The sequence below is a fragment of the Streptomyces sp. NPDC029526 genome (assembly GCF_040637405.1).
Taxonomy (GTDB): domain Bacteria; phylum Actinomycetota; class Actinomycetes; order Streptomycetales; family Streptomycetaceae; genus Streptomyces.
This window is the reverse complement of sequence record NZ_JBEZWE010000001.1, coordinates 774,070-799,409: the sequence shown is the minus strand read 5'-3', so window position 1 is coordinate 799,409 and position 25,340 is coordinate 774,070. Positions and strand designations below refer to the sequence as shown.

The 25,340-nt window shown below is 73.6% G+C and carries 16 protein-coding genes; 10 read left to right on the top strand and 6 right to left on the bottom strand.

Annotated elements, in window-relative coordinates; translation table 11 throughout:
* The first annotated feature begins 3 nt into the window (after positions 1-3).
* A complete protein-coding gene (locus tag AB0F01_RS03495; RefSeq protein ID WP_362089489.1) occupies positions 4-4,428 on the top strand; it encodes a hypothetical protein in 4,425 nt (1,474 codons plus the stop codon).
* A gap of 39 nt (positions 4,429-4,467) precedes the next feature.
* On the opposite strand, the gene AB0F01_RS03490 is transcribed toward AB0F01_RS03495, so the two are convergent.
* The 5 genes from AB0F01_RS03490 to AB0F01_RS03470 all read right to left on the bottom strand — a co-directional run bounded on the left by AB0F01_RS03490 (position 4,468) and on the right by AB0F01_RS03470 (position 11,810).
* Positions 4,468-5,931: a lipopolysaccharide kinase InaA family protein gene (locus AB0F01_RS03490; RefSeq protein ID WP_362089488.1), complete on the bottom strand. Its 1,464-nt coding sequence runs from the start codon at positions 5,929-5,931 to the stop codon at positions 4,468-4,470.
* Positions 5,928-6,608 (bottom strand): hypothetical protein, encoded by a 681-nt coding sequence (locus AB0F01_RS03485; protein WP_362089486.1) that lies wholly within the window; start codon positions 6,606-6,608, stop codon positions 5,928-5,930. The genes AB0F01_RS03490 and AB0F01_RS03485 overlap by 4 nt, the downstream gene beginning before the upstream one ends.
* Before the next feature lie 95 nt (positions 6,609-6,703).
* Complete coding sequence (locus tag AB0F01_RS03480; protein ID WP_362089484.1) at positions 6,704-7,522, bottom strand: VWA domain-containing protein; 819 nt, start codon at positions 7,520-7,522, stop codon at positions 6,704-6,706.
* A gap of 51 nt (positions 7,523-7,573) precedes the next feature.
* Positions 7,574-9,820 (bottom strand): PQQ-binding-like beta-propeller repeat protein, encoded by a 2,247-nt coding sequence (locus AB0F01_RS03475; protein WP_362089482.1) that lies wholly within the window; start codon positions 9,818-9,820, stop codon positions 7,574-7,576.
* An 82-nt stretch (positions 9,821-9,902) separates the two neighbouring features.
* Positions 9,903-11,810: a serine/threonine-protein kinase gene (locus AB0F01_RS03470; RefSeq protein ID WP_362090219.1), complete on the bottom strand. Its 1,908-nt coding sequence runs from the start codon at positions 11,808-11,810 to the stop codon at positions 9,903-9,905.
* Positions 11,811-12,144: 334 nt separating this feature from the next.
* Here AB0F01_RS03470 and AB0F01_RS03465 point away from each other — a divergent pair, with 334 nt between their 5' ends.
* The 4 genes from AB0F01_RS03465 to AB0F01_RS03450 all read left to right on the top strand — a co-directional run bounded on the left by AB0F01_RS03465 (position 12,145) and on the right by AB0F01_RS03450 (position 14,911).
* The gene (locus AB0F01_RS03465; protein WP_362089480.1) at positions 12,145-12,975 is read left to right on the top strand and encodes an arylamine N-acetyltransferase; all 831 of its coding nucleotides are present in this window, start codon (positions 12,145-12,147) and stop codon (positions 12,973-12,975) included.
* Between the two features lie 35 nt (positions 12,976-13,010).
* Positions 13,011-13,256, top strand: coding sequence for a hypothetical protein (locus AB0F01_RS03460; RefSeq protein WP_362089479.1), 246 nt, complete (start codon positions 13,011-13,013; stop codon positions 13,254-13,256).
* A 64-nt stretch (positions 13,257-13,320) separates the two neighbouring features.
* Positions 13,321-14,310, top strand: coding sequence for a DNA polymerase III subunit delta (holA, locus tag AB0F01_RS03455; RefSeq protein ID WP_362089477.1), 990 nt, complete (start codon positions 13,321-13,323; stop codon positions 14,308-14,310).
* 205 nt (positions 14,311-14,515) lie between these two features.
* Positions 14,516-14,911 carry a nuclear transport factor 2 family protein gene (locus AB0F01_RS03450; RefSeq protein WP_362089475.1) on the top strand — a complete coding sequence of 132 codons (396 nt, stop codon included), beginning with the start codon at positions 14,516-14,518 and terminating at the stop codon, positions 14,909-14,911.
* Positions 14,912-15,357: 446 nt separating this feature from the next.
* Here the strand turns inward: AB0F01_RS03450 and rpsT are convergent, their stop codons facing one another.
* On the bottom strand, positions 15,358-15,624 hold the full coding sequence (rpsT, locus tag AB0F01_RS03445; RefSeq protein WP_164334931.1) for a 30S ribosomal protein S20: 267 nt from the start codon (positions 15,622-15,624) through the stop codon (positions 15,358-15,360).
* A 268-nt stretch (positions 15,625-15,892) separates the two neighbouring features.
* Between rpsT and lepA the strand changes: the two genes are divergently transcribed.
* From lepA to AB0F01_RS03420, 5 genes are all read left to right on the top strand, one after another.
* Positions 15,893-17,761, top strand: coding sequence for a translation elongation factor 4 (lepA, locus tag AB0F01_RS03440; RefSeq protein WP_362089473.1), 1,869 nt, complete (start codon positions 15,893-15,895; stop codon positions 17,759-17,761).
* Positions 17,762-18,020: 259 nt separating this feature from the next.
* Entirely contained in the window at positions 18,021-19,895 is a 1,875-nt protein-coding gene (locus AB0F01_RS03435; RefSeq protein ID WP_362089471.1) for an AMP-dependent synthetase/ligase, read from the top strand.
* A 466-nt stretch (positions 19,896-20,361) separates the two neighbouring features.
* A complete protein-coding gene (locus AB0F01_RS03430) occupies positions 20,362-21,342 on the top strand; it encodes an esterase family protein (protein ID WP_362089469.1) in 981 nt (326 codons plus the stop codon).
* Positions 21,343-21,577: 235 nt separating this feature from the next.
* Positions 21,578-23,098, top strand: coding sequence for a peptidoglycan DD-metalloendopeptidase family protein (locus AB0F01_RS03425; RefSeq protein WP_362089467.1), 1,521 nt, complete (start codon positions 21,578-21,580; stop codon positions 23,096-23,098).
* A gap of 156 nt (positions 23,099-23,254) precedes the next feature.
* The gene (locus AB0F01_RS03420; RefSeq protein ID WP_362089465.1) at positions 23,255-25,300 is read left to right on the top strand and encodes a family 43 glycosylhydrolase; all 2,046 of its coding nucleotides are present in this window, start codon (positions 23,255-23,257) and stop codon (positions 25,298-25,300) included.
* Positions 25,301-25,340: the final 40 nt, after the last annotated feature.

The window sequence follows — 25,340 nt, the reverse complement described above, 5'->3', positions numbered from 1 at the left end:
CACGTGACGGGCACACCACCCGGGGGCGGGGTTCCGGAGCGGACGGCCGCGGACCGTCACTCGCTGCGGGAACGCACCGTCCTGCTGGGCTCGTTCACCGCCCGCGACCTGGCCGGGCCCCGGGAGGCGGACGCGGCCCTGCAGGACTTCCTCCTGGAGGACTGCCTGCGCATCACGACGTCCCGGGGCCGCCGCTGGTGCCTGGACCGGGACGTCCGGGCCCGCACCCTGGACGAACTGGGCACCCGTGACCGGCTGTTGTCGGCGGCCGTGGCGGCGCCCGACGCCGGGGACCCCGCGCGGGCGTGGAGCGAACGTCTGCTCAGGAGGGCCGCCCCGCCCCTGAGCGCCCAGGGCTACGACGAGCTGTACACCGCACTGACGGTGGTCGGCTGGTTCGAGGACGCCCCGCTGGCCCGCGCGGGCCTGGCCCGGGAGGGGGTCGTCCTGCCCGAGCCCCACGCCGTCGAACGGGCCATGGGGCGTGCGCGTCTGCTGCAGCCCCTGCACGCCCTGGCCGATGCCACCTTCACCGGGCGGCGGGAGGAACTCGCCCGGCTCGACGCCCTGCTCGACGGGCCCGGCGCCCCGCCCGGCGGCACCCGGGACCCGGCCGGCGGGAGGGGCCCGGCCGGCGGGCGGGGCCGGGGCGACCGGGCCGATGATGCGGCGGACGGCCCGAGCGCCGTGCCCGGGCGCGGGACGTCCCGCGGCGCGGCCCGCGGACGGTGGCTGTTCGTGCAAGGGCCCGGCGGGGTCGGCAAGTCGACCCTGCTCGCCCGCTTCGTCCTGGACCGCGAGGCCGGCTCCCGGCGGCCGGCGCACCGGGCTCCCGGCCGCGCCCCCTGCCTCTACCTCACCTTCGACCGGCACGACCTGGTCGCCGTGAGACCGCTCACCCTGGCGGCCGAGGTGGTCCGCCAACTGGGCTTGCTGTACCCGGAGTTCACCCGGGAGTCAGCGGAGCTGGCCGGAGAGCTGGAGGTCACCCTGGCCGCCGACCGCCTCAGCGGGTCGGAGGAGGGCTCCCTCGGCGGCCGCACCGCCCGGCGGCGCGACGAACAGACCCTGGTCGACGCCCTGGCGGCCCTCGTCACCTCGATCACCGGCGACACCGGGGCGCGGTGGCTGCTCGCCCTGGACGCCGTCGAGCACGTCCAGCGCAGCGGGCCGGTCGCCGTGCGGCGGCTGCTGGACTTCCTGCACCTGCTGCACCGGGCCCACCCGGGCCTCCGGGTGCTGGCCGCGGGCCGGGCGCCCTTCGCGAACGACGCGTTCGAGGAACTGCCGCTGACGGGGTTCGACCCCGGGACCGCCCGTGCCTTCCTGCACCAACGGCTGACGGACGGCGCCGACGCCACGGACGGCGACGGACCCGTACTCGACCTCGACGAGGTCCTGGACATCGTCGGCACCAGCCCGCTCAACCTGAAACTGGCCGCCGCCCTGATCCGGCGGGACGGTGCCGGCACCCTGACCGAGGGACAGCTGCGCGCGGAACTCCTGTCCGAGGTGGGTGCCGAGACCCTGCAGGGAGTCCTCTACCGGCGCATCCTCGACCACCTGGAGGACCCGGACCTGCGCCGCCTCGCCAGCCCCGGCCTCGCCGTCCGCGTCCTCAGTCCGGAGATCATCCGTGACGTGCTGGCCGAGCCGTGCGGTCTGGGACGGGTGGACGACGAGCGGGCCCGACGGCTGTTCGAGGCCTTCGTGGCCGAAGCCACCCTGGTGCAGGAGGTGCCCGACCGGGACGCCGCGGTGCACCGCAGCGACGTCCGCCGGATCATGCTGCCCATGATCCGCGTCGAGCACCGCCGGACCATGGACCGGATCCACCGCCGGGCCGTGCGCCACTACGAGCGGCTCGGCAGGCGGGACGCCCCCGGACGGCTCCGGGCGGAGATCAGGGTGGAGGAGCTGTACCACCGGCTGGCGCTGGCCCAGGCGACGCGCACCCTGGACGAGCGGTGGACCGACGAGGCGGGGCCCGCGCTGGAGAGCGCGATGGACGAGTTGCCGCCGCGCGCCCAGAGCTACCTCATGGAACGCCTCGGCACCACGGCGACGGCCCTGCTGCGGGCCGAGGCGGACGACGACACCTGGCGCCGCCAGGCGGCACGCGTGGGTCTGGAACTGCTGGCGGCGGACGACCCCGACGGGGTGGTCCGCGTGCTCGGCGAACGCCGGCACCTGGTGGCAGGCGACCTGGACCTGACACTGCTCGGAATGCGGGCCCGCATGGCCCAGCGCCGCCCCGCGGACGCCTACTTCATGCTCGACGGGGCCCGGACGCTGGCGCGGCGGGCACCCGACCCCGACGTCTTCGTCGACGTGGCCCTGCTCGGAGCGCGGGCCTGCGAGGACCTGGGCCGCTTCGACGACGCCTTGCATCTGCTGGCCCAGGCCCGCCGCGTCATCGACCGGCCGGGCGGGGAGATCCGGCTGCTGTCGGTGGCCGCCGCGCAGCTGCGGGCCCACCGGCGTGCGGGAACCTCCGACAGCCCGGAGGCGATCCGCCTGCGGGAGGACACCCTGGCGCGCGTCGACGCGCTGACCCTGCGGGCCCATCGGCGTCACCCCCTGCTGATCCGCGAACTGGCCGCCGAGATCGGCGACGCGATGCCGCGCCTGGTGACCGACACGGCGAGGTCCCTGGGCGTCGGCGGGAGCGAGGGCACCGACGACGCCCGGCTCGGTTCGCTCACCGGGGAGGTCGTCGCCACCCCGCGCCCCGAGCCGGTGCGGCCGGGGGACGGCGCCCCGGGGAGGGCGGTGCCCAGGAGAGCGGCGGAGACCGACCCGTCGGCGGGGCCGTTCGAGGCGGTGGCCGGCAGCGGGGGCAGTGTGAGCAGCGTGGGGCGGGGGGCCGCCATCGGCGACTATGTGGCCACCTCCGGCGACAGCGTCGCTCGGTGGCACCGGACCCTCATCGACTCCTACCGGCACGAGGTGGACCGCCCCTACAGCGGGGACGCGGTGATCGTCCTGCCGGGCATCGGGGGGAGCACCCTGGTGGAGGCCGACGGAGACGGCAGGACCGTCTGGCCGGGGGCCGGCTTCCTGCTCTTGCTCGCCTCGACCACCCTGCCCCAGCTCACGGGGGGTCTGCCGAGCACCGGCCGCCGCGCCCCCGCGCGCTCCGCCCTCACGGTGACGCGGGCGGAGCGCGAGGGGCGCACCCGGCGCCTGAGGGCCCAGGGGCTGCTCCCGGAACTCGCGTGGCTGCCGCTGGTGGGCGGCCAGGCTCCGTACCACGGCCTCGTCGAGGGCATCCGCTCCGTGGTGCTGCACGACGACGCGGTGCTGGAACACCCCTACGACTGGCGGCTGTCGGTGGCGGACACCGCGCGCCACTTCACCGAGGCCGCGCTGCGGCACCTGGCGCGGTGGAAGGCCCACCCGGCCCGGCGGGCGTCCGCGGTCCGGTCGCCCACCGACCGGCCGAAGCTGGTGCTGGTCGCGCACTCCATGGGCGGCCTCGTCGTCCAGGCGGCCCTGGCGGCCTCCCCGGAACTGGCGGCGCGGACCCGGGACGTCATCACGGTCGGCACCCCCTTCCACGGCATGCCGGGCGTCCTGCGGCTGCTGGCCGCCCCGGGCCGGCGGCGGACGCTGCGCAACCCCCTCGGCCCGGCCGCGCGCACCATGCCCGGCCTGTACGACCTGCTGCCCGGCACCCGGTGCGTGCGGACACCCGACGGAGGGCTGCGCCGGCTCACGCCCGCCGATGTCGCCGCGGTCGGCGGGGACGCGGAGCTCGCCGAGGCGGCGGAGGAGGCGCGCAGCCGGAGGTCCCTGGCCACGTGGCGGGTGCACGCCGTCGCCGGCACGGAGCAGGCCACCCCGCAGAGCATGGCCTTCCAGGACGGCACGGTGCAGTTCTTCACCGACGTGCCACGTCTGCGCGACGACGGGACGCCGCTGCGCGACGGACAGGGGCAGCCGGTGCTGGTGGACGAGGGCGGTGACGGCGTGGTGCCGACGCGGTCCGCCTGGCCGACCGGCCCGGCCGCGTACCGGCCCGTCGTGGGGCATCACAACTCGCTCGCCACCAGCGCCACGGTGATCAACCTGATCCGGGAGATCCTGACGGACCGGCCGGCATCCGGTGGACCGGACGCCCCGGCCGATGTCGCCTCCCTCGCGCCGTCCTTCGGCATCACCGCGCCGCCCGAGGTCGTCGTGGACCGGGACTGGAGCCTCACCGTCACCGGCGCGCAGACGAGCGCCCTCGCCTGCCGGCTGGTGCACGCCGAGACCGGTGAGGTGGTGGCGCGCATGCATCCGGCCCCCGTGATGGGGCAGCCCGGCACCTCGACGGCGTGGGCCCGCGTGCACACCCCCGGCTTCTACCAGATCGTCGCCCAGGCGGGCGGGCTGTCCGCGAGCGCCCTGGTCGTCGCGGTCGAGTACCCGGCGGACGACTGACCCCGGGACCCTTCGCAGGAGCGGCCGGGGGACGCGGGGTCAGCGGGCGGGGTCCAGACTCATGACGATCACGAACACGACGGTGGCCAGGAGCACGAACAGGACGCCCCCGGCCGTGACGACCTGCCACATCGGCAGCGGGAAGGGGCGGAAGGACGCCGGGGAGTGCTCGGAACGGTCGTCGGGCGGACCGGACACGCTGCCGGCCCCGGCGAGGGCGGCGGCGTCCCCCGCCGGGCCCGCCGAACGCCGGCCGCCCGACGCCTTCAGGACACCCGGGTGGTCCGGGACCCCCGACGGATCGGGGGCACCCGACGGATCGGGGGCGCCCGGCGGTTCCGGGCCGTCCGGCGGTTGCGGGCGGCCCGGTGACCGGGGGACGCCCGCCGCCCCGGCCCTGGCGTGCTCCCCGAGCAGGCCGAGGTCCAGGAAGGGCAGCGTCGAGGCCGGGGCACCGGTACCGGAGCGCCACATCATGCCCGTCCGCACGCTCGTCGCCGGGGTGACCTCGGGCTGCGGTTCCAGATCGGGCTGCCGGTCGGCAGGGGTGTCGAGCAGATCCCTCAGCCTGCGCGCCGTGGAACGGACCTCCTGGCGCCGGTGGTCGAGCAGGACGGGCCAGCGCTCCGACCCGGCCGGGTCACGGAAGTCCGTACGGGACACCAGCAGGTGGTCGGCGCCCGGCTGGTGGAGCCTCTCCCAGAGCGACAGGTCGTGACTGAGCATCACCAGCGAGGCGTGGATGACGTGCGAGGGGAAGCGGTCCCGGTGCAGCGCCATGAGCGCCGCCCGATCGTGGAACGGGACCCGGGTCGGACTGCTCGCCGTGTGCCGCATCGCGGTGGCGCCGTCCGGCCCCCGCTCCGTCTCGCGCGGCAGGCGGAAGTCGGGGTGCCCGTCCTCGCGCGGCCGGGCCGACCAGGCGGGAACGGTCATCGCGTCGTAGTCCACGAACCGCACCTGCGTGTCGGAGGTCACCAGCACGTTGCCGCTCTGCAGATCGCCGTGACTGATCCCGGACCGGTGCATACGGTGGACGGCGCCGGCGAACCGGTGCGCCAGACGCCGCAGTTCGGCACCCGCCTGCTCCGGCCGTTCGTCGAGCAGCGCGTCGATCCAGTCGGTCAGGCGCGCCCCCGTCACCCACTCCATGAGCACCACCGGCCACCACCGCTCCCGCGCCCACAGCCCCTTCTCCAGGTAACGGACCTCCGTCCGCCAGGTGCCCGGGGCGCCCGCCAGACAGGCGGCGATCGCGCGGTACCGGTGATCACGGTCGGGTTCGGCCCGCAGGAAGCACTTCAGCGCCCAGTCCTGCCCGTACAGCGGGTCGTGCAGCCGGTAGACCGCGCCGAAGGACCCGCCGTCCGCGCCGGGCAGGCCGTCCGCGCCGAGCTCGGGCCGGCACCGCTTGAGCAGGGGGTCGTCACCGCACTGGCCGAGCCGGGCCACAGCCGCCTGGTACTCGGCGAGGGTGGGGCGCCCCACCGGCGGCGCGGTCACGGCCGGCACTCCGCTCTGAGCAGCGTCACGTCGTCGTCCTGCAGCGCCCGCCGGTCGCGCTGGGCCTCCACCCAGCCGGCGAACCGGTCCGGGGCGGCGCACAGCTCCTCGGCGGTCTCCCACGGCCGGCCGCCGTCCCCGGCGAGGCGGACCCACCAGCGGGTCAGGGCGTCGGTCGTCAGGTAGAACACGTCTCCCTCCTCCCAGCCGCCCTCCCGGAGCACCGGGCCGGGAGGGGGCACGACACCGCGCACCCTGACCAGCTGCGGCACCCGGGTGAGCCGGCAGACCGAACTCACCAGCCGGCCGGCCCGGACCTGGAACAGGCACGTGTCCCCGACCGCCACCGCCTGCCACACCCCGCTGACCGGTCCGCCGGGGCCGGTGGGGGCGGCGGGCGGGAGCAGGCGGACGCCCAGGAGGGCCGAGGCCGGTCCGTTCGCCGTGCGCTGGGCGGCCAGCCACGGCAGCGAGAGCTGCCGCCTGCTCCCGGCCACGGCCCTGCGGTGGCTGGGCCACCGCAGGGCGGCGAGGGCGACGACGTCCTGGAACGCCTGGCCGTCCCGGAAGGCCCGGCCGGGGGCCGCGCACAGGTCACGCGTCAACTGCCGTGCCCACCAGCCGCTTTCCGCCGAGCCGCTGCTGCCGTCCGCCACGGCCAGGCGGGCCTCGCCCACGCCTCCCGGCGCAGGCACAGCCGTATGGGCCGCGTCCTCGATCCGGTCGGCCGGCAGACGGGACTTGGGCGCCTGCAGCCGGGTGCAGCCCCGGATCACGACGGTGTGCCGACGTTCAGGAAGAGCATCAGGGCCTGCATGCCGGCGTTGAAGACGAAGCCACGTGCTCCCAACTGGACCGGCAGACCGAGGTCCTGGGCGGTCTCCCGCATGTCCGGCGGGAGGACGTCCGACATGGAGAACAGCTTCACGCCCGCCGGGGGCAGCCCGTCGTCCGTGCTCGGGAACGCCACGGGCGTGGCGATGTCCGACGACAGGTGGAGGTTGAACAGCAGGGTGCTGCCGTCCTCGGTCCCGAGGGACCGCAACCGCTGGGCGGCGCCCGCCGGGTCCCCGTCCGTCGACTCGCCGTCCGTGACGTTGAGGACGATGGGGGGAAAGGCGCTGGGGTGCTCGGTCACCCACCCGTCGACGACCTTGTGCGCGTACTCCAGCGCCGCGCACATCGGCGTGGTGCCCGAGGCGGCGGATTCGAGCCAGACGGGCAGGTCGGCGACGTGGTCGGTGGACGTGCCGTTCGGCAGCGTCTCGGTGACCACGTGCCGTTCGGTGCGGAGGCTGCCCTGGGCGAGAGCGCTGGCGGGCACGAGGTCGCGGCCGGAGAGCGGGCCCCCGAGCGCGGGGCCGACCTGGGCGCCGTAGCCGATGACGGCGACGTGGAAGAAGTCCCAGACCTCGTCCACGCCCCGAGCGCACCGCAGGATCAGCTCGCGGAGCAGGGTGTTGACCGCTGTGGCCACCGCCAGCTGCTTCGACTGACTCGTGTGGGGCATGGCCGCCCGCATGGAACTGGACTGGTCGATCAGGAACACGATGCACGCCGGGTTGGCCCGGCTGATCTCTGCCTCGTACACGGTGCTGGCGCCCTTCTGCTCGGACGGTCGATGACGGGTCGGCGGCGCGGCTCAGCCCTGGCGCAGCCAGGTGCTCAGGCGCCCGTCGGCGAAGCCGACGTGCAGGTGGTCCGGGGTGACGGTCACGCTCGTGGGGGCCGCGCCGTCCCGGGTCAGCGGCTCCAGCTCCCGGCCGGTCGCCGCGTCCAGTCGCCGGACGGCGCGGGCGCCGCACACGTGCACCACGCCGTCGAGCACGGCCACGGCCCGCTGCCCGTCGCCGTCCGTGGCGGCGCGCCACCGCGTCGTGCCGTCCCCGGGGGAGAGCGCGGTGACGGTGCCCCCGTGGTCGGTGACCAGGAGCAGGCCGTCGTGGGGGACGGGAGGCGCGGTGACCGGCAGGGCCGAGACCTGCCACTGGCCGCGCGTGGTCGCCTCGGTATTCAGCCGGCGGACCGTACCGGTCGCGTCCCCGATGTACGCGCCGTCGGTGAGAAGGGCCGCCGCGCATCCCGCCGCGTCGAAGGCGGGGTGAGGGCCGCGGACCTCGGCCCGGGAGGGATCCACCGCCGTCAGGCCGCCGCGCTCGGTGGGGACCCACAGGCGGATCCCGTCGGTGGCCAGGGGGGAGACCACGGGTTCGTCCCACCGGGGCAGCAGCCGTCCGGCGCCCTCCGAGGACGCCAGGGGCCGGAACTCGAACAGGCCGCCGGTGGTGCCCGTCCACAGCCGGCCGTCCAGGACGACCGGCGTGTGGAGGCCGGGATCCCCGTGGAGCTCCAGGCGGACGACGCCGTGCGGGTCGCTCAGGTCGTGTCCGCTCAGCGCGCCCTCCCGCAGGGCCCACCACATCCGGCCGTCCCAGCGGACCGGCGCCGATTCGGCCGTTCCGTGCAGGACGATGTCGAACTCACGGCTGCCGGTGGCGGTGTCGATCGCGTGGGCCTCGCTCCCGCACGTCAGCAGCAGGAGGCTGCCGAGGGACAGGGGCGGCGCCAGCAGGGGGCCGTCCGTCTCGACGGTCCAGACGGGCTCCGGTGTCCGCCCGGCAGCGCCGGTGGCGTGGTGCGCCGGGGCCGGCGTCCTGTCCACGGCGGTGCCCGGGGGACCCGGGGCCGCCGACGGGGCCGGGTGCCCGGGTGACGACGCGTCCCGGACGGTGGCCGGGCCCCGGGACCCGGCCGTGGCGGCGGTGTGCCCGGCGGCGTGTCCGGTGGCCGTCGCGTCGCGGAACGTCCCGCCCGGGAGGGTGCTGGCCGCGGAGACCACGGGGGCCCGCCGCCCGCCGGGAGGGGCGGCGGAGGGGCCGGGGGCGGGGAGCACCCGGAGCGCGGGCGGCTGAGCGGGGACGCCGTGGCCGGGGTCCGTGCGCAGCAGGCGCCGCATCTCCTCCTCCCAGACCCTGCGGTACTCCTTGCGGTGGTGGTTGCCCCACAGGGGGGAGGCGATGATCCGTTCCAGGCGCCGGGGACCGGGCCGGGACCAGGGGCGGTGCCGGACCGAGCGCAACGCCGTCTTCTTCACCTTGAGCGCCACGTTGCCGTGGTCCACGGCCCAGCGGCCGAGGGCCTCCTCGGCCCGCCGGCGGGTGCTGCGGTGGTGCGTCAGCGCGTCGACGGCGTCCGTGGCGGGACGCAGCGGGGTGCGGGTGCAGGCGAAGACGGCGATCGCGCCCACCGCGTGGACGCTGCCCGCGGTGCGGGCCCGGGAGCCGAACCGGCGGAGTTCCGGCGGCAGCCACGCCGGGTCCGCCCAGAGGAAGGCGTGGTGCGGCTCCGGGTCCGTGGGGGACCGGTCGTGCAGCAACTCGCGCAGCGCCAGCGCCAGATGGACGTCGACCACCACCGGCCCGCGGGAGGTGAGGAAGAGATTGGACGGCTTCAGGCCGGCAAGGGAGAGTTCCGCCTCGTGCAACTGCCGTGCCAGCTGCGCGAGTTGGTACATCATGTGCAGAGTGGCCCCGGCCGGGAGCGGATGCCGCACGTCGGCGAGGGAGACCGCGGGGCCGCTGCCGCCGGGTTCCGTGGTGTCACCCAGCCAGGACGTGGCGACCCAGGCGCGGTCGGCCCCGGGGTCGTATCCGCCGACGGCGTGGACCGTGTGCCGGGCCACGGTGGCGTCCTGAGTCGTGTCGCGGATCCGGGCGAAGCGGCGCAGGACCTCCTCGATCCGCCTCCCGGCCTCCCGCGGCGCGCCCCAGGCGGTGTGCACCTCCTTCACCGCCCGCCGCTGTCCGTCCGGCCCGGTGCCGAGGTAGGTGTGGCCGAGCGTCCCGCTGCCCACCCGGTGCAGGAGGCGGTGCCCTCCGAGTTCGTGCATCTGTGCGCCCTCCCGCGCGGTGGTCGACGTACGTGGTGCGCTCCGGCCGGAACGTCCCGGCGGTGTGCCGTGTCCGGCCGGTTCACCGGGCCCCGCGCGGGGGGAGGGGTACGGCCTGCACCGTGCAGTTCCAGGTCCCGATGTAGGCGTGGTCGTGGGCGATCAGCGGGGGCGCGTGCATGCTCCCCTCGGTGATGCGCTGCCAGCGGACGGTGCCGGTCGAGGCGTCGAGGGCGGTCAGCGTGTCGTCGGTGCCGACGTACAGGGTGCCGTCGTGGTGCACGGGGAGACACGTGAGGCGCTTCGTGCTCGAGGAGCACCACACCGGGTGGCCGGTCGTCGTGGAGTGGGCCCGCACCGTGCCCTGGGCGGTCCCGACGTAGAGCAGGTCACCGCCGGGGACGGGCCCGGTGCGGACGGGTGGACCGTCCACCATGCGCCACTTCTCCCGTCCGGTACGGGCGTCGATGGCGCACAGCACGCCGGTGCGGCCGGCGACGAAGAGGGTCCCCCGGGACTCGGCGGGAGCGCCCACCGGATCCGGGACCTGCGGAAGCCGTGCCGTCTCCGTGCCGTCGTGCAGGGACAGGGCGCGCAGACGTCCCTGCCAGCCGGAGACGAACACGACGTCGTTGGCCACGGTGGGGCGGTGGAAGACCGGTCCCGTGTCCCGGTCGCTGATCCACAGTCGTGTGCCGGTGCGCGCCGAGACGCAGTGGACGGACCCGTCGCGCGCGCTCGCCACCAGGCGGTCACCGGTCACGGCCGGGGCGAAGAGACCGCTGTTCCCGGCGGGGTAGACCCAGCGGGTGGACCCGTCCGCGGTGTCCAGGGCGACCAGCGTGCGGTCCGAGCAGGGAACGTAGAGCAGGCCGTGGTCGGCGGCAGGGGTGTGCTCGATGCGGGCGGCGAGGGCGCGTTGCCACTTCAGGTGTCCGTCGAGGGCGTCCACCAGCGAGACGGATCCGTCGAGGGAGCACAGGGCGATGCCCCGGCCCGTGTCGACGGGGGAGGTGAAGTGGGCGCGCCCGCCGAGCGGGTGGAGCCAGCCGGACGGGGTGCGGCCGGAGCGGGCCGAGGCGGGAAGGAAGGAGCGGACCCGTTCCAGGTGACGCAGGACCGTGTCCCGGGCGCCCTCGGGCAGCCAGGGGGCGCGGCCGTCCGTGCCGTCGGGCGGCGGGACGCGGTGGTCCGCGAGCAGGGTGAGCAGGCCGGGGGCGGTCACGCGGTCGTCGCGATGCGGCCGGGTGCACGCCGACACGATCGCCCGCAGCGGTTCTGCCAGCCCGCTGAGGGCGTCGGCGGGCAGCCCGGCGCCCGGGTGCCGGTGGACGGCGTCGGGGTCGGTGCCGTCCAGGGAGGCCAGGTCGGTCCGGTCCATCGGGGTGACGGTCGCCGCGTACCTGAGTGTCAGACCGAAGGAGAACACGTCGCTGGAGTAGTCCGCGATGCCGAGCATCTGCTCGGGTGCCATGTAGGCGCGGGTGCCGACGTTCTGGGTCGGCAAGGTCCAGGTGTGGTCCAGGCGGCGCACGATCCCGAAGTCGATGAGGCGCAGGGTGCCGTCCGCCAGGACCAGGATGTTCGACGGCTTGAGGTCGCGGTGCACGATCCTGTTGTTCCGCAGCCGCATCAGGAGGGGCGCGAGTTCCCCCGCGAGTCCGAGGGTCTGCGCGGTGTCGAGCGGACCGTGTGCGTCCAGAACCGATTGCAGGTCCATGCCGGGCACGTATTCGGTCGCGAACCACGGGCGCTCGCCGTTCGGGTCGGACGCGACGACTCCCAGCGTTCCTTCGGCGTCCATATCGCGCAGGGCGAGAATTTCCCGGCGGAAGAGGCGCAACAGGTATTCGTCCGAGAGGCAGTCCTTTCGCAGCACCTTCACGACCGCCGGTGTGGCCCGCGCGCCGGGCCGGGCGTGGTGACTGCCCAGGTAGACGGTTGCCATTCCGCCCATTCCCAGGACGCCGTGCAAGGTGAACGGCCCCATGTGCGACGGATCGCCGGGCTGTAGTTCCTCCACGTCCTCTTCACTCCCCCCTGCTGAAAAGGACCGTACTTTCGGCTGCGTCGCAGCGCCCGGGGAATGAGACGTCCGAATGCGTTCGAAGCGACGGAAGCGTTCCCGGGAAGGTGAGGATACTGGATGACTGGCTTATATGTGTATGGAGGACGAGGTGAAGAGGGAGCGGGCAGGGGAGTGCGAAAGGGTGGCGCTTTCTTTTCCATTTATGGGCGTTGAATGATTGGCCATGGTCGAATTGTGATCGCATGAGATCGTCTGCGGGCTTCAACAGGGCCCGAGGACGGACAAGACTGTCGGCATGGACGCAACGAGGATCGATGCCTACCTGTCCCGCCTCGGCGCCGAGCGCCCCGCCCGGCCCACCTCGCAGGCGCTGCGCGACCTGCACCTGCGGCACCTGCGGACCGTGCCGTTCGAGAACCTCTCGCTGCACCTCGGCGAGGAGATCGTGCTGGACGAGAAGCGCCTCGTCGACAAGGTGGTGGGCGCGGGACGGGGCGGGTTCTGCTATGAACTCAACGGCGCCTTCGGGGCGTTGCTCACCGCCCTCGGCTACGACGTCACCCTGCTGTCGGCGCGGGTGTACGGGGACGGGGGGCGGCTCGGCATCCCCTACGACCATCTCGCGCTGCGGGTGCGGACGGCGGACGGCGGTGACTGGCTGGCCGACGTCGGGTTCGGGGCGCACTGCCACCTGCCCCTGGCCTTCCAGGAACGGGGGGACCAGGCCGACCCCGGGGGCACCTTCCGGATCACCGAAGCAGAACCGGATGCGGCCGGGGTGCGGGGCGGACACGGGGACGCGCCGGAGGCGGCGGACCTGGACGTGAGCGTGGACGGCCGGCCCGTGTACCGGCTGGAGGTCCGGCCGCGGGCCCTCGGCGACTTCACCGCCGGGGTGTGGTGGCACAGCACGTCACCCGTCTCCCACTTCACCCGCTCCCTGGTCTGCTCACGGGTGACCGACGACGGCGGCAGGATCACCCTCGCCGGGCGTCGGGTCACGGTCACGGGCCCGGACGGCACCCGGGAGGAGCGCACCCTGGACGGGGACGCGGAGGTGCTGGCGGTGTACCGCACGCGGTTCGGGATCGAGCTGGACGCGGTGCCGGAGGTGCGGGGGACCTGACCGGGCCAGCGGGGCCGTGCCCGACAATGGCTCGCGTGAGCGAGGTACGACATGTGTTGGTGCTGCCCGACCGGGATGCCGCGGAGGAGGTCGTGGAGGCCCTGGCGGAACGGTTCCGCATCGACGAGGAGCCGTTGGTCGTCCGGGACGCGCTGGCGGGTGAGGACGACGCCGAGGACGCCCAGTGGCTGGTCGTCCTGCGCGACGAACGCGGCGTGCTGGACCCCGGGGAGCTGGACGAGTTCGCCGGGGAGTGGGAGGGCTGGCGGGAGGAACCGTAGGGCGGCGGCACGGCCGCCCCGGGGCCGTCCCTCGTTGTCGGTGGTGCGTGGGATGCTGGTCGCGATGGCCAGGAAGAACGCATCCGACGACCCCCTCGCCCCGGTGACGCTCGCCGTGGGCCAGGAGGACCTGCTGCTCGACCGCGCCGTGCGGGAGGTGGTGAGCGCCGCCAAGGCCGCCGACGCCGACACGGACGTCCGGGACCTCACCCCCGACCAGCTCCAGCCCGGCACGCTCGCCGAGTTGACCAGCCCCTCGCTGTTCGCCGAGCGCAAGGTCGTGGTCGTGCGCAACGCCCAGGACCTGTCGGCCGACACGGTCAAGGACGTGAAGGCCTACCTCGGCGCGCCGGCCGAGGAGATCACGCTGGTCCTGCTGCACGCGGGCGGCGCCAAGGGCAAGGGGCTGCTGGACGCGGCCCGCAAGGCGGGGGCGCGGGAGGTGGCGTGCCCGAAGATGACCAAGCCGGCCGACCGGCTGGCCTTCGTGCGGGGCGAGTTCCGCACCGCCGGCCGCTCCGCCACCCCGGAGGCCTGCCAGGCACTGGTCGACGCCATCGGCAGCGACCTGCGGGAACTGGCCTCGGCGGTGTCCCAGCTCGCCGCCGACGTCGAGGGCACCATCGACGAGGAGGTGGTCGGCCGGTACTACACGGGCCGGGCCGAGGCCTCCAGCTTCACCGTCGCCGACCGCGCGGTCGAGGGACGGGTGGCGGACGCGCTGGAGGCGCTGCGCTGGTCGCTGTCGACGGGCGTGGCCCCCGTGCTGATCACCAGCGCCCTCGCCCAGGGCGTACGGGCCATCGGCAAGCTGTCGGCGGCGCGCGGCGGCCGGCCGGCCGACCTGGCCCGGGAGCTGGGCATGCCGCCGTGGAAGATCGACCGGGTGCGGCAGCAGGCGCGCGGCTGGACGCCGGACGGGGTCGCCGTGGCGCTGCGCGCGGTCGCCGAGGCGGACGCCGGAGTCAAGGGCGGCGGGGACGACCCGGAGTACGCCCTGGAGAAGGCGGTCGTCACCATCGCCCGCGCGGCCCGCTCCCGCGGCAGGACCTGACCCGGAGGACGCTCCGGGGCCTCCCGGGCCTCCCGGGCCTCCCGGCCTCACCCGGGCTCTCCGGGCCTCCCGGAGAGCCCCTGGCTTTCCCGGCGGAGCCCCGCCCCCGCACGCCCCGTGATCGAGTCGCCCGGGGCGTGGTGAGGAGGAGAATCGGGTGCATCAGCCGTCAGTCGCCGAGGCAACCGGAGAGGTGGCGAACGTCATGGCTGAACACCCGCACGCACAGCTCGTCCGCAAGGGCTACGAGGCTTTCACCCGGGGTGACACGGACACCCTGCGCACCCTGATGGCGGCGGACTGCACACACCACGTACCCGGCAGCCACCCCCTGTCGGGCGACTTCAAGGGCCAGGACGCGATCATCGCGATGTACGGGCGGCTCGCCGAGGAGACCGGCGGGACGCTCGACGTCGGGATGGAGCACGTCCTCGTCGACGGCCGGGGCCACGCGGTGGCCGTCCACCGCTTCCGGGCCGAGCGGCAGGGCCGCCGGATCGACGAGGCCGGCTGCATCGTCTTCCGCATCGTCGGAGACAAGATCACCGACCTCGACGAGTGCGTGGCGGACATCGACGCGGCGGACGCGTTCTGGTCGTAGCGCCCGGGCGGCGCACCCGCCCCACGATCCCCCGGGCGGCGCACCCGCCCCACGATCCCCCGGGGGGCGCCCCCTCACCCGCCGAGCCGCAGGACCCCCGTCAAGCCGAGGGACCCCGTCAAACCGAAGGACCCCCGTCAAGCCGAGGGACCCCGTCAAACCGAAGGACCCCCGTCAAGCCGAGGGACCCCGTCAAACCGAAGGACCCCCGTCAAGCCGAGGGACCCCGTCAAGCCGAGGGACCCCGTCAAGCCCAAGGACCCCCGTCAAGCCGAAGGACCCCGCCCACCCCCGGGGAAGGGGGACGGACGGGGTCCTTCGGTGAAGCCGTTGAGCCCGTACCCGCGTGGCGAACGCAGGCCGCGTACGGGCTCGGGGTGCCGGTCGGGGGCGGATGAGAGAGGGCCCGCCCGGGGTCCTTCCGGCGGTCAGATCAAAGGAGTGGTTCAGCCCTTGACGGACGCGACCTTCTGCGCCAGCGCCGACTTCTTGTTGGCGGCCTGGTTCTTGTGGATGACGCCCTTGGAGACGGCCTTGTCGAGCTGACGCGCGGCGACGCGCTGGTACTCGGTGGCCTTCTCGACGTCACCCGCGGCAGCGGCCTCGCGGGCCTTGCGGATCGCGGTCTTCAGAGACGACTTGACGGCCTTGTTGCGCAGCCGCGCCTTCTCGTTGGTCTTGTTCCGCTTGATCTGGGACTTGATGTTCGCCACGAATGAGCCTCTACAGGTTCTGGCACGGCGCCGCCCGGTGCCGCGGGCATGCGGCGCCGCACGAATCCGTGCCGGGTGATTTTCCGATCGGTGTCCCGTGCTGAGAGGGCATGAGACACAGCCCCCCACACTAGCAGTGGCCCTTTCGGTGGCCCAAACCCGTCCCGGGTCCCCACCCGTGGGACCATGGAAGCTACGTAACGATCCGACCCGAGACCGCAGACGCACCAGCACACGTATGCGGACGCCTCAAGAATCAGGACCCTGCGTGCCCGCGATCCCTAGCCATGTGCCCGAGCCGAGCCGTACCGACCCGGCTCTGATCCGCAACTTCTGCATCATCGCGCACATCGACCACGGCAAGTCGACACTCGCCGACCGGATGCTCCAGCTGACCGGTGTGGTCGAGCAGCGGCAGATGCGCGCCCAGTACCTCGACCGCATGGACATCGAGCGCGAGCGCGGCATCACCATCAAGTCCCAGGCGGTGCGGCTGCCGTGGGCGCCGACCCACGACAAGAGCGCCACGCACATCCTCAACATGATCGACACCCCCGGGCACGTCGACTTCACGTACGAGGTGTCGCGCTCGCTCGCCGCCTGCGAGGGCACGATCCTCCTGGTGGACGCCGCCCAGGGCATCGAGGCCCAGACGCTCGCCAACCTGTACCTGGCGATGGAGAACGACCTCACCATCATCCCGGTGCTCAACAAGATCGACCTGCCGGCCGCGCAGCCCGAGAAGTTCGCCGAGGAACTGGCGAACCTGGTCGGCTGCGAGCCCGACGACGTCCTGCGGGTCTCCGCGAAGACCGGGATGGGCGTGGAGACGCTGCTGGACAAGGTCGTCGCCGAGGTGCCCGCGCCGGTCGGCGTCAAGGACGCCCCCGCCCGCGCGATGATCTTCGACTCGGTGTACGACTCCTACCGCGGGGTCGTGACGTACGTCCGCGTCGTCGACGGCCAGCTCAACAAGCGCGAGCGGATCCGGATGATGTCCACCGGCGCCACGCACGAGCTGCTGGAGATCGGCACCAACTCGCCCGAGATGCTCTCCTCCGACGGCCTCGGCGTCGGCGAGGTGGGCTACCTCATCACCGGCGTGAAGGACGTCCGCCAGTCCAAGGTCGGTGACACCGTCACCAGCCAGCACAAGGGCGCCGAGGAGCCGCTGGGCGGCTACAAGGACCCCAAGCCCATGGTCTTCTCGGGGCTGTACCCGCTGGACGGCTCCGACTACCCGCTGCTGCGCGAGGCCCTGGACAAGCTCCAGCTCAACGACGCCGCCCTGGTCTACGAGCCGGAGACCTCCGCCGCCCTCGGCTTCGGTTTCCGCGTCGGCTTCCTCGGCCTGCTGCACCTCGACGTGATCCGCGAGCGCCTGGAGCGCGAGTTCGGGCTCGACCTGATCGCCACCGCGCCCAACGTGGTCTACCGCGTGCTCATGGAGGACGGCACCGAGCACACCGTCACCAACCCGAGCGAGTTCCCCGAGGGCAAGATCGACGAGGTGTACGAGCCGGTCGTGCGGGCCACGATCCTCGCGCCCAGCGAGTTCATCGGCGGGATCATGGAGCTGTGCCAGAACCGGCGCGGCACCCTGCTCGGCATGGACTACCTCTCCGAGGACCGGGTGGAGATCCGCTACACCCTGCCGCTCGCGGAGATCGTCTTCGACTTCTTCGACCAGCTGAAGTCGAAGACCCGCGGCTACGCCTCCCTGGACTACGAGCCCACCGGCGAGCAGAGCTCCAGCCTGGTGAAGGTCGACATCCTGCTGCACGGCGACAAGGTGGACGCGTTCTCCGCGATCACCCACAAGGACCAGGCGTACGCGTACGGCGTGCGGCTCGTCGCCAAGCTGAAGGAGCTGATCCCGCGGCAGGCGTTCGAGGTGCCCGTGCAGGCCGCCATCGGCTCGCGCGTCATCGCCCGCGAGACGATCCGCGCCATCCGCAAGGACGTGCTCGCCAAGTGCTACGGCGGTGACATCAGCCGGAAGCGCAAGCTGCTGGAGAAGCAGAAGGAGGGCAAGAAGCGGATGAAGATGGTGGGCTCGGTGGAGGTCCCGCAGGAGGCCTTCATCGCCGTGCTCTCCAGTGACGACGGCGGAGGCTCGGGCAAGGGCAAGAAGTAGCCGGACGCCCGGTCCGGGGTTACTGCGGGTTACTACGCATATCGGGCGGAAAGCGGGCCCGTCGCACGCCAGTGCGGCGGGCCCCGCACGTCGAATGGGTAGCTCTCCGTGAAAAGTGTCGGGTCGCAGCCCCTTACGCGGGCGGCGGTCGGCCTTTACTCTGTCCGTGCTCGATAGTTACTCGCGAGTTAAACAACGGCGTGCGAGTGAACCCAGCCGCACTGAGCCAGCCGCACCGTAGCGGGCCCCGGAGGATGTCTTGAGCGACACACAGACTTTGATCGAGAACCGTCCGCCGAGCGTGGCGGCCCTCTTCCTGGAGCGTGTGGCGTCCACACCGGAGGCGGAGGCGTACCGCTACCCCGTCCCGGCCGCCTCCGGCACCGGCCCGGACGACTGGAAGTCGCTGACCTGGAAGCAGACGGCGGACCGGGTCGGCGCCATCGCCGCCGGCCTGGTCGAGCTGGGGGTGAACCCCGAGGAGCGCGTCGCCCTGGCCTCCTCGACCCGGGTCGAGTGGATCCTCGCCGACCTCGGCATCCTCTGCGCGGGCGCCGCCACCACCACGGTCTACCCGCAGACCAACGCCGACGAGTCCGCCTACATCCTGTCCGACTCGCAGAGCAAGGTGCTCATCGCGGAGAACGCCGAGCAGGCCGCCAAGGCGGTCGCCAAGCGTGACGAGCTGCCCGACCTCACCCACGTCGTGGTGATCGACCCGGAGGGCGCGGCGACCGACGACTTCGTGATCACCCTCGGCGAGCTGGAGCGCCGCGGCGCGGCCCGGCTCGAGAAGGAACCGGAGCTGATCAAGGAACGCGTCGCCGCGATCACCAAGGACCAGCTCGCCACCCTCATCTACACCTCCGGCACCACCGGCCGCCCCAAGGGCGTCCGCCTGCCGCACGACAACTGGGCCTACATGGCCCGCGCGATCCCCGCCACCGGCATGGTCCACGGCGACGACGTGCAGTACCTCTGGCTGCCCCTGGCCCACGTCTTCGGCAAGGTGCTCATCTCCGGCCAGATCGCGGCCGGCCACGTCACCGCCGTCGACGGCCGCGTCGACAAGATCATCGAGAACCTTCCGGTGGTCCAGCCGACCTACATGGCGGCCGTGCCGCGCATCTTCGAGAAGGTCTACAACGGCGTGGCCGCCAAGGCGAAGGCCGGCGGCGGCGCCAAGTACAAGATCTTCCAGTGGGCCGCCGGGGTCGCCCGCGAGTACGCCAAGGTCACCCAGGACAACTTCCGCCGCACCGGCACCGCCAGCGCGCCCCTCGGCCTGCGGACGAAGCACGGCATCGCCGACAAGCTGGTGTACGCCAAGATCCGCGACGCCTTCGGCGGCAACCTGCGCGCCTGCATCTCCGGCTCCGCCGCCCTCGCCCCGGACATCGGCTTCTTCTTCGCCGGCGCCGGAGTGCACATCCTGGAGGGCTACGGCCTCACCGAGTCCTCCGCGGCCTCCTTCGTCAACCCCGGCGAGGCCTACCGCACCGGCACGGTCGGCAAGCCGCTGCCCGGCACCGAGGTGCGCATCGCCGACGACGGCGAGATCCTGCTGCGCGGCCCCGGCATCATGGAGGGCTACCACAACCTGCCCGAGAAGACCTCCGAGGTGCTGGAGGAGGACGGCTGGTTCCACACCGGTGACATCGGCGAGCTGTCGCCCGACGGCTACCTGCGCATCACCGACCGCAAGAAGGACCTGATCAAGACCTCCAGCGGCAAGTACATCGCGCCCGCCGAGGTCGAGGGCCAGTTCAAGGCGGTCTGCCCCTACGTCTCCAACATCCTGGTGCACGGCGCCGACCGGAACTACTGCACCGCCCTCATCGCCCTCGACGAGGCCGCCCTCACCGCCTGGGCGGCGGAGAACGGCATGGCGGGCAAGTCCTACGCGGACATCGTCGCCGCCCCGGCCACCGTCGAGATGGTCGACGGCTACGTCCAGCAGCTCAACGAGGGCCTGCAGCGCTGGCAGACCATCAAGAAGTTCCGCCTCCTGCCGCGCGACCTCGACGTCGAGCACGGGGAGATCACCCCGAGCCTGAAGCTGAAGCGGCCCGTGGTGGAGCGCGAGTACAAGCACCTCATCGAGGAGATGTACGAGGGCACGCGCGAGGCGTGAGACGCCGGGCCCGGGATGCGCCGGGCCCGGGATGCGCCGGGCCCGGGATGCGCCGGGCCCGGGATGCGCCGGGCCCGGGACGCCGGACCGAGCGCCGAACCCGGCACGCCGGGCCGGGACGCCCGGCCCGGGACGCCCGGGCGCCCCGTCAGGGGTCTTCCGTACGGCACGGGCAAGGGGCGGGGTGCCTCAGGACCGACCGGTCCGCGGGCACCCCGCCCCTTCGTCGTGCGCGCCGTGCCCTTCGTCGTGCGCGCCGTCCTCGGCCCTGGGGGTGTCTGACAGATGAGCGCGGCGTCCGGAGACCGCGGGCACCGCACAGAACCTTCGAAACACCCCCTAGCGGAGACGGTCACGGCTGTCAGTCCGTAACGTTCCGGATTCTGCGCAGGGCACCCCGCCGCTACCTTCCGAAGCGCCCGTCGGCCGGATCCTCCGGCCCACAGCAGCGACCAGGGAGGCCACGTTGACCCCGCACCGCCCCACCCGCAGAAGCATCCTCAAGTCCGCCGCAGGCGCCTCGGCGGTCATGGCCATGGGGGCCGGCGGGGTGCTGGCGGCGGCGCCCTCCGCCGCGGCCGTCGGCAACGCGGCCGGTCTCACCATCGTGGACCGCAACGAGGCCGACCCGCGCATGAAGTACTACCGCTTCCGCACTTCGGCGATCGGCTGGGACCCGGGGGTGAACGTGCTCCTCCCGGACGACTACCACAGCGGACGCCGCTACCCGGTCCTCTACCTCCTCCACGGGGGAGCCCAGGACTTCATCACCTTCGACCGCGAGGGCATCCGGCAGTGGACGGCGGGCAAGCGGATCATCGTGGTGATGCCCGACGGCGGCAGGGCCGGCTGGTACTCCAACCCCGTCAGCACCAACGTGGGCCCCCGCAACTGGGAGCACTTCCACATCAACCAGCTGCTGCCGTGGGTCGAGGCGAACTTCCGCACCTACGCCGAGTACGACGGCCGTGCCGTGTCCGGCTTCTCGATGGGCGGCTTCGGCGCGCTGAAGTACGCCGCCAAGTACTACGGTCACTTCGCCTCCGTCAGCTCCCACTCGGGTCCGGCCAGTCTGCGCCGCGACTTCGGTCTGGTGACCCACTGGGCCAACGCCTCCTCCGCGGCCGCGGAACTGGGCGGCGGCACGGTCTACGGCGCTCCCCTGTGGGACGAGGCCCGGGTGAGCGCCGACAACCCCGTGCAGCGGATCGAGAGTTACCGGCACAAGCGGGTCTTCCTGGTCGCCGGCACCAGCCCCGACCCCGTCAACTGGTTCGACACGGTCAACGAGCAGCAGGTGCTCGCCGGGCAGCGGGAGTTCCGCGGTCTGCTCGGCAACGCGGGCATTCCGCACGAGTGGCACGAGCCGGCCGGGGGCCACTTCATCCGTCACGACCTGATGCGCCGGGACATCGACGGCGTCATCGCGCGCCTGCGCAAGGCCTGACCCACGGGCCTCACCCGGTCCGGCACGGTCCACCCGGTTCCACATCTCCACCCGGTCCCGAGCCGGGCCGCCCCCCGACGTCCGGCGGTGCGCGGCCCGGCGGCCGTCCCCCCCGGACCGGGTCACCTCCGCCCGAACCCGTCCCCACGCGTCCCGTGGCCCACGCCCTCGGGTGCACCGCCGCGGTGCCCCGTCCCTCCGGGACGACGTCCGATCCCAGAAGAAGGAGTGGCACGTGCTCCCCGGTCTTCCCCGCCGCACCGCGCACGCCGTCCTCACCGCGGCGACCGCCCTGCTCACGGCCCTGGTGACGACGTCCCCGGCCGCCGCCGCCCCCACCCGGGCCACCGGTTTCGCGGGTGCCTGCCCGGCCGCCGGCTTCGTCTCGCAGCACTACCACAGCGGTCACGACGGCGTGGACATCGCCGGGCCCGCCGGCACCCCCATCCACGCCGTGGGGCCGGGTGAGGTGATCGCCTCGGGTCCCGCCCAGGGGTACGGACAGTGGATCCGCATCCTGCACCCCGACGGGACGGTCACCGAGTACGGGCACATGTACCAGCGGGACGTCTTCGTCGGCGACCGCGTCGAGGCCGGACAGCGCATCGCGCTGATGGGCAGCGAGGGCCAGTCCACCGGCCCCCACCTCCACCTGCGGGTGCGGATCGGCACGGCGCAGACCCCGGGGATCAACCCCGTCCCCTACCTCGCCGAGCGGGGCGTCACCCTGCCCTGCACCCCCGGCACCACCCCGCCTCGACCCAAACCGCTGGTGTATCCGGCGGAGTCGGGGCGGGTGGTGTCGGCGCGGTCGGCGGATGGGCGGTTGGAGGTGTTTGCCGCTGGTGCGGGTGGGGTGTGGCATGCGTGGCAGACGTCGGTGAACGGTGGGTGGTCGGCGTGGGAGGAGGTGGGTGGTCCGGGGGGTGCGGAGTTGGCGATCGGGAAGAACGCGGATGGCCGTCTGGAGGTGTTCGCGATCAATGGTGGGGTGTTGCAGCACCGGTATCAGGTGACGCCGTCGGGGGGTTGGTCGGGGTGGGAGTCGTTCGGTACGGGTGGGCGTGATGTGGCGGTGGGGTCGAACGCGGACGGTCGGCTGGAGGTGTTCGCGTCGGGTCCGGTGGGGGTGTTCCACCGGTATCAGACGGGTGGGGCTGGTTGGTCGGGGTGGGAGGCGACGGGTGGTGGGCCGGTCGAGGGCCGGCTGGAGATGGGGAAGGCGCCGGACGGCCGGCTGGAGGTGTTCGCGCTGAACGGTGAGGTGTTCCAGCACCAGTATCAGACGGCGGTGAACGGTGGCTGGTCGGCGTGGGAGTCGTTCGGTGGTGGGGGTCGTGATCTGACGGTGGATCACAATGCGGATGGCCGGTTGGAGGTGTTCGCGTCGGGTCCGGTGGGGGTGTTCCACAAGTATCAGACGGGTGCGACGAGCTGGTCGGCCTGGGAGGGGACGGGTGGTCCGGCGGACGCGCAGTTGTCGAGTGAGCGGACGGCGGACGGCCGGGTCGAGGTGTTCGCGATCAACGACGACGTGGCGATGCACATGTGGCAGACGGGCGTCAATGCCCCGTTCGGTGCGTGGGAGCGGTTCGGTACGGGGGGCAGTGAGATCACGGCGGCGACGAACGCGGACGGCCGGATCGAGGTGTTCGGCACCAGTCACGCGGGTGTCCACCACAAGTGGCAGACCGGTTTCGCGACCTGGTCCGACTGGGCCTGGGTGAACGACACCCCCGGCCCCGCCATGAACTGACCCACCCCTCACCGGACCGCACCGGACCGGAGACCGGATCCCTATCCGCACCGGTCCGGAAATCCGGACCCCGGTCCACCCTCCGGTCCGGCACACGACATCCGCGGGCGGCCGAAGCACGTTCCGGCCGCCCGCGGGCCCTCCATGGAGCCCTGTATGCATGCGATCAGCAGACGTCACCTCTTGCTGGCCACGGCGGGAGCGGGAGCCCTCACGCTGTCCGGTACCGGCCGGGGCGCGGCGGCCACCGGCACGACGGGCCAGGCCCCGCGGACCCCGGTGCACGCATGGGTCGGCGCGGGACCGTTCGCCCACGTTCACGACCCGTCCCTGCCCGGCCGCCGCCGCTACCTCAACGACCACACCCTGATCCGGGCCGGCGGCCGGTGGCACCTGTTCAGCATCGTCGGTGACAGCGCAGCACCCGGCGCATCCCCCGACAGCGGCGCGGAGGTCTCCTTCGCCCATGCCTCCGCACCCGCCCTCCAGGGCCCGTGGACCCCGCACCCCGACGCGCTGACCGTCGACCCGTCCTACTTCGGCGAGGAACACCTGTGGGCGCCCCACGTCATCGAGGCGGACGGCACCTACTGGATGTTCTACGCCGGCGGCGGGCGGGACGGCGCCGCGATCAGCCTGGCCACCTCCACGGACCTGTTCACCTGGACCCGGGTCCCGTCCGGCCCGCTGTTCCGGGGGACGGTGGCGCGCGACCCGATGGTGCTGCGGGTCGGCGGCGAGTGGGTCATGTACTACACCGAACTGTCCGGCACGGGAGGGAGGCACATCGTCTCCTGCCGGCGGTCCGCGGACCTGCTGCACTGGAGCGCCCCGGCCACCGTGTACACGGACGGGAGCGACGACACCACGGTGTCCGTCACCGAGTCGCCCTTCGTGGTCGAACGGGACGGCTGGTACTACCTGTTCATCGGTCCGCGCAACGGCTACGACGGCACCGACGTGCTCGCCTCCCGCGACCCCTTCCGCTTCACCCTCGACGGGTGGGCGGGCCATCTGCCCGGTCACGCCGTCGAGGTGGTCACCGACGGACAGCGGTGGCACGCGAGCGCCGCCGGGTGGTTCCACCGGGGCCTGTACCTGGCCCCCCTGGAGTGGCGGGACACCCCTCCCTCGTGGCAGAGCCCGGACAACCCGGCGGTCGCCCTGGGTGCCGACGGCCGGCTGAACCTCTTCGCGCTCGACGCCGGTGACCGCTCCCTGCTGCGCCGCGTCCTGCTCGACGCGGCCGCCGGCACCTGGTCGGCGTGGGAGGCCTTCGGCGGACCTGCCGGGGCGGTCCCCGCCCTCGGCCGCAACACCGACGGCCGGCTGGAGGTGTTCTCCCTTGCCCCGGGCGGGGCCCGCCTGCACCACAGGGTGCAGCGGGCGGACGGCGGCTGGCACGGCTGGGAGGAGTTCGGCGGCCCGGCGGGCGCCGCTCCGGCGGTCGGTGTGGCCGCCGACGGGAGGCTGGAGGTGTTCGCCCCGGCCCCCGCCGGAGGCGGAGTGGCCCGACGACGCCAGAGCGCGCCCGGGTCACTGCACTGGGACGCCTGGGACGGCGCCTTCGGCGGCCCGGTGGGCGCGGCGCCCGTCGTGGGGACCAACGCGGACGGCCGGCTGGAGGTGTTCACCCTGGCCCCCGGCGGCTCCGCCGTCCACCACCGATGGCAGGAGACCCCGGGCGGCCGGTGGTCCGACTGGACCCGGTTCGGTACGGCGGCCGGCGCGGCGCCGCGCGTGGCGCGTGACGGCAGCGGCAGGCTCACCGTCGTCGCCATCGGCCCGACGGGACTCGGGACCTTCCACCGGCGGCAGAGCGTACCGAGCGGCGGCTGGGACGACTGGCAGCCGCTGTTCGGCTGGACGGCCGCGGCCCCGCTTCTGGTCCCCAGCGCCGACGGACGGCTCGAGGCGTTCGCCCTGTCCCCGGGCGGCGAACGGCTCGGCCACCGCTGGCAGACCGCCCCCGGCGGCGTCTTCGGCCCCGATGACGACTTCGGCGAGTCCGGCGTGCGTCTGGCCGCGACACCGTCGGCCGCCGCCGACTCCACCGGCAGGCTCCACCTCTTCGCCGTCACCACCAGCGGCCGGATCCGCACCCGCGTACAGGAGCGGCCCAGCGGCGGCTGGCTCCCGTGGGCCTCGTTCGGCGGCCCCGTGATCGCGCCGTACCCGTCGGCGGGCCCCGCGGGCCGGTAGGCGTACGAAGCCTGCCGACCCCAACCTCCCGGGCTCCGTG

What these genes read in the sequence shown, in the direction of transcription:
- AB0F01_RS03475 (WP_362089482.1), bottom strand. Translation starts at nt 9,820, where the DNA reads ATGCACGAACTCGGAGGGCACCGCCTCCTGCACCGGGTGGGCAGCGGG.
- AB0F01_RS03470 (WP_362090219.1), bottom strand. Translation starts at nt 11,810, where the DNA reads ATGGGGCCGTTCACCTTGCACGGCGTCCTGGGAATGGGCGGAATGGCA.
- AB0F01_RS03465 (WP_362089480.1), top strand. Translation starts at nt 12,145, where the DNA reads ATGGACGCAACGAGGATCGATGCCTACCTGTCCCGCCTCGGCGCCGAG.
- holA (WP_362089477.1), top strand. Translation starts at nt 13,321, where the DNA reads ATGGCCAGGAAGAACGCATCCGACGACCCCCTCGCCCCGGTGACGCTC.
- AB0F01_RS03450 (WP_362089475.1), top strand. Translation starts at nt 14,516, where the DNA reads ATGGCTGAACACCCGCACGCACAGCTCGTCCGCAAGGGCTACGAGGCT.
- AB0F01_RS03420 (WP_362089465.1), top strand. Translation starts at nt 23,255, where the DNA reads ATGCATGCGATCAGCAGACGTCACCTCTTGCTGGCCACGGCGGGAGCG.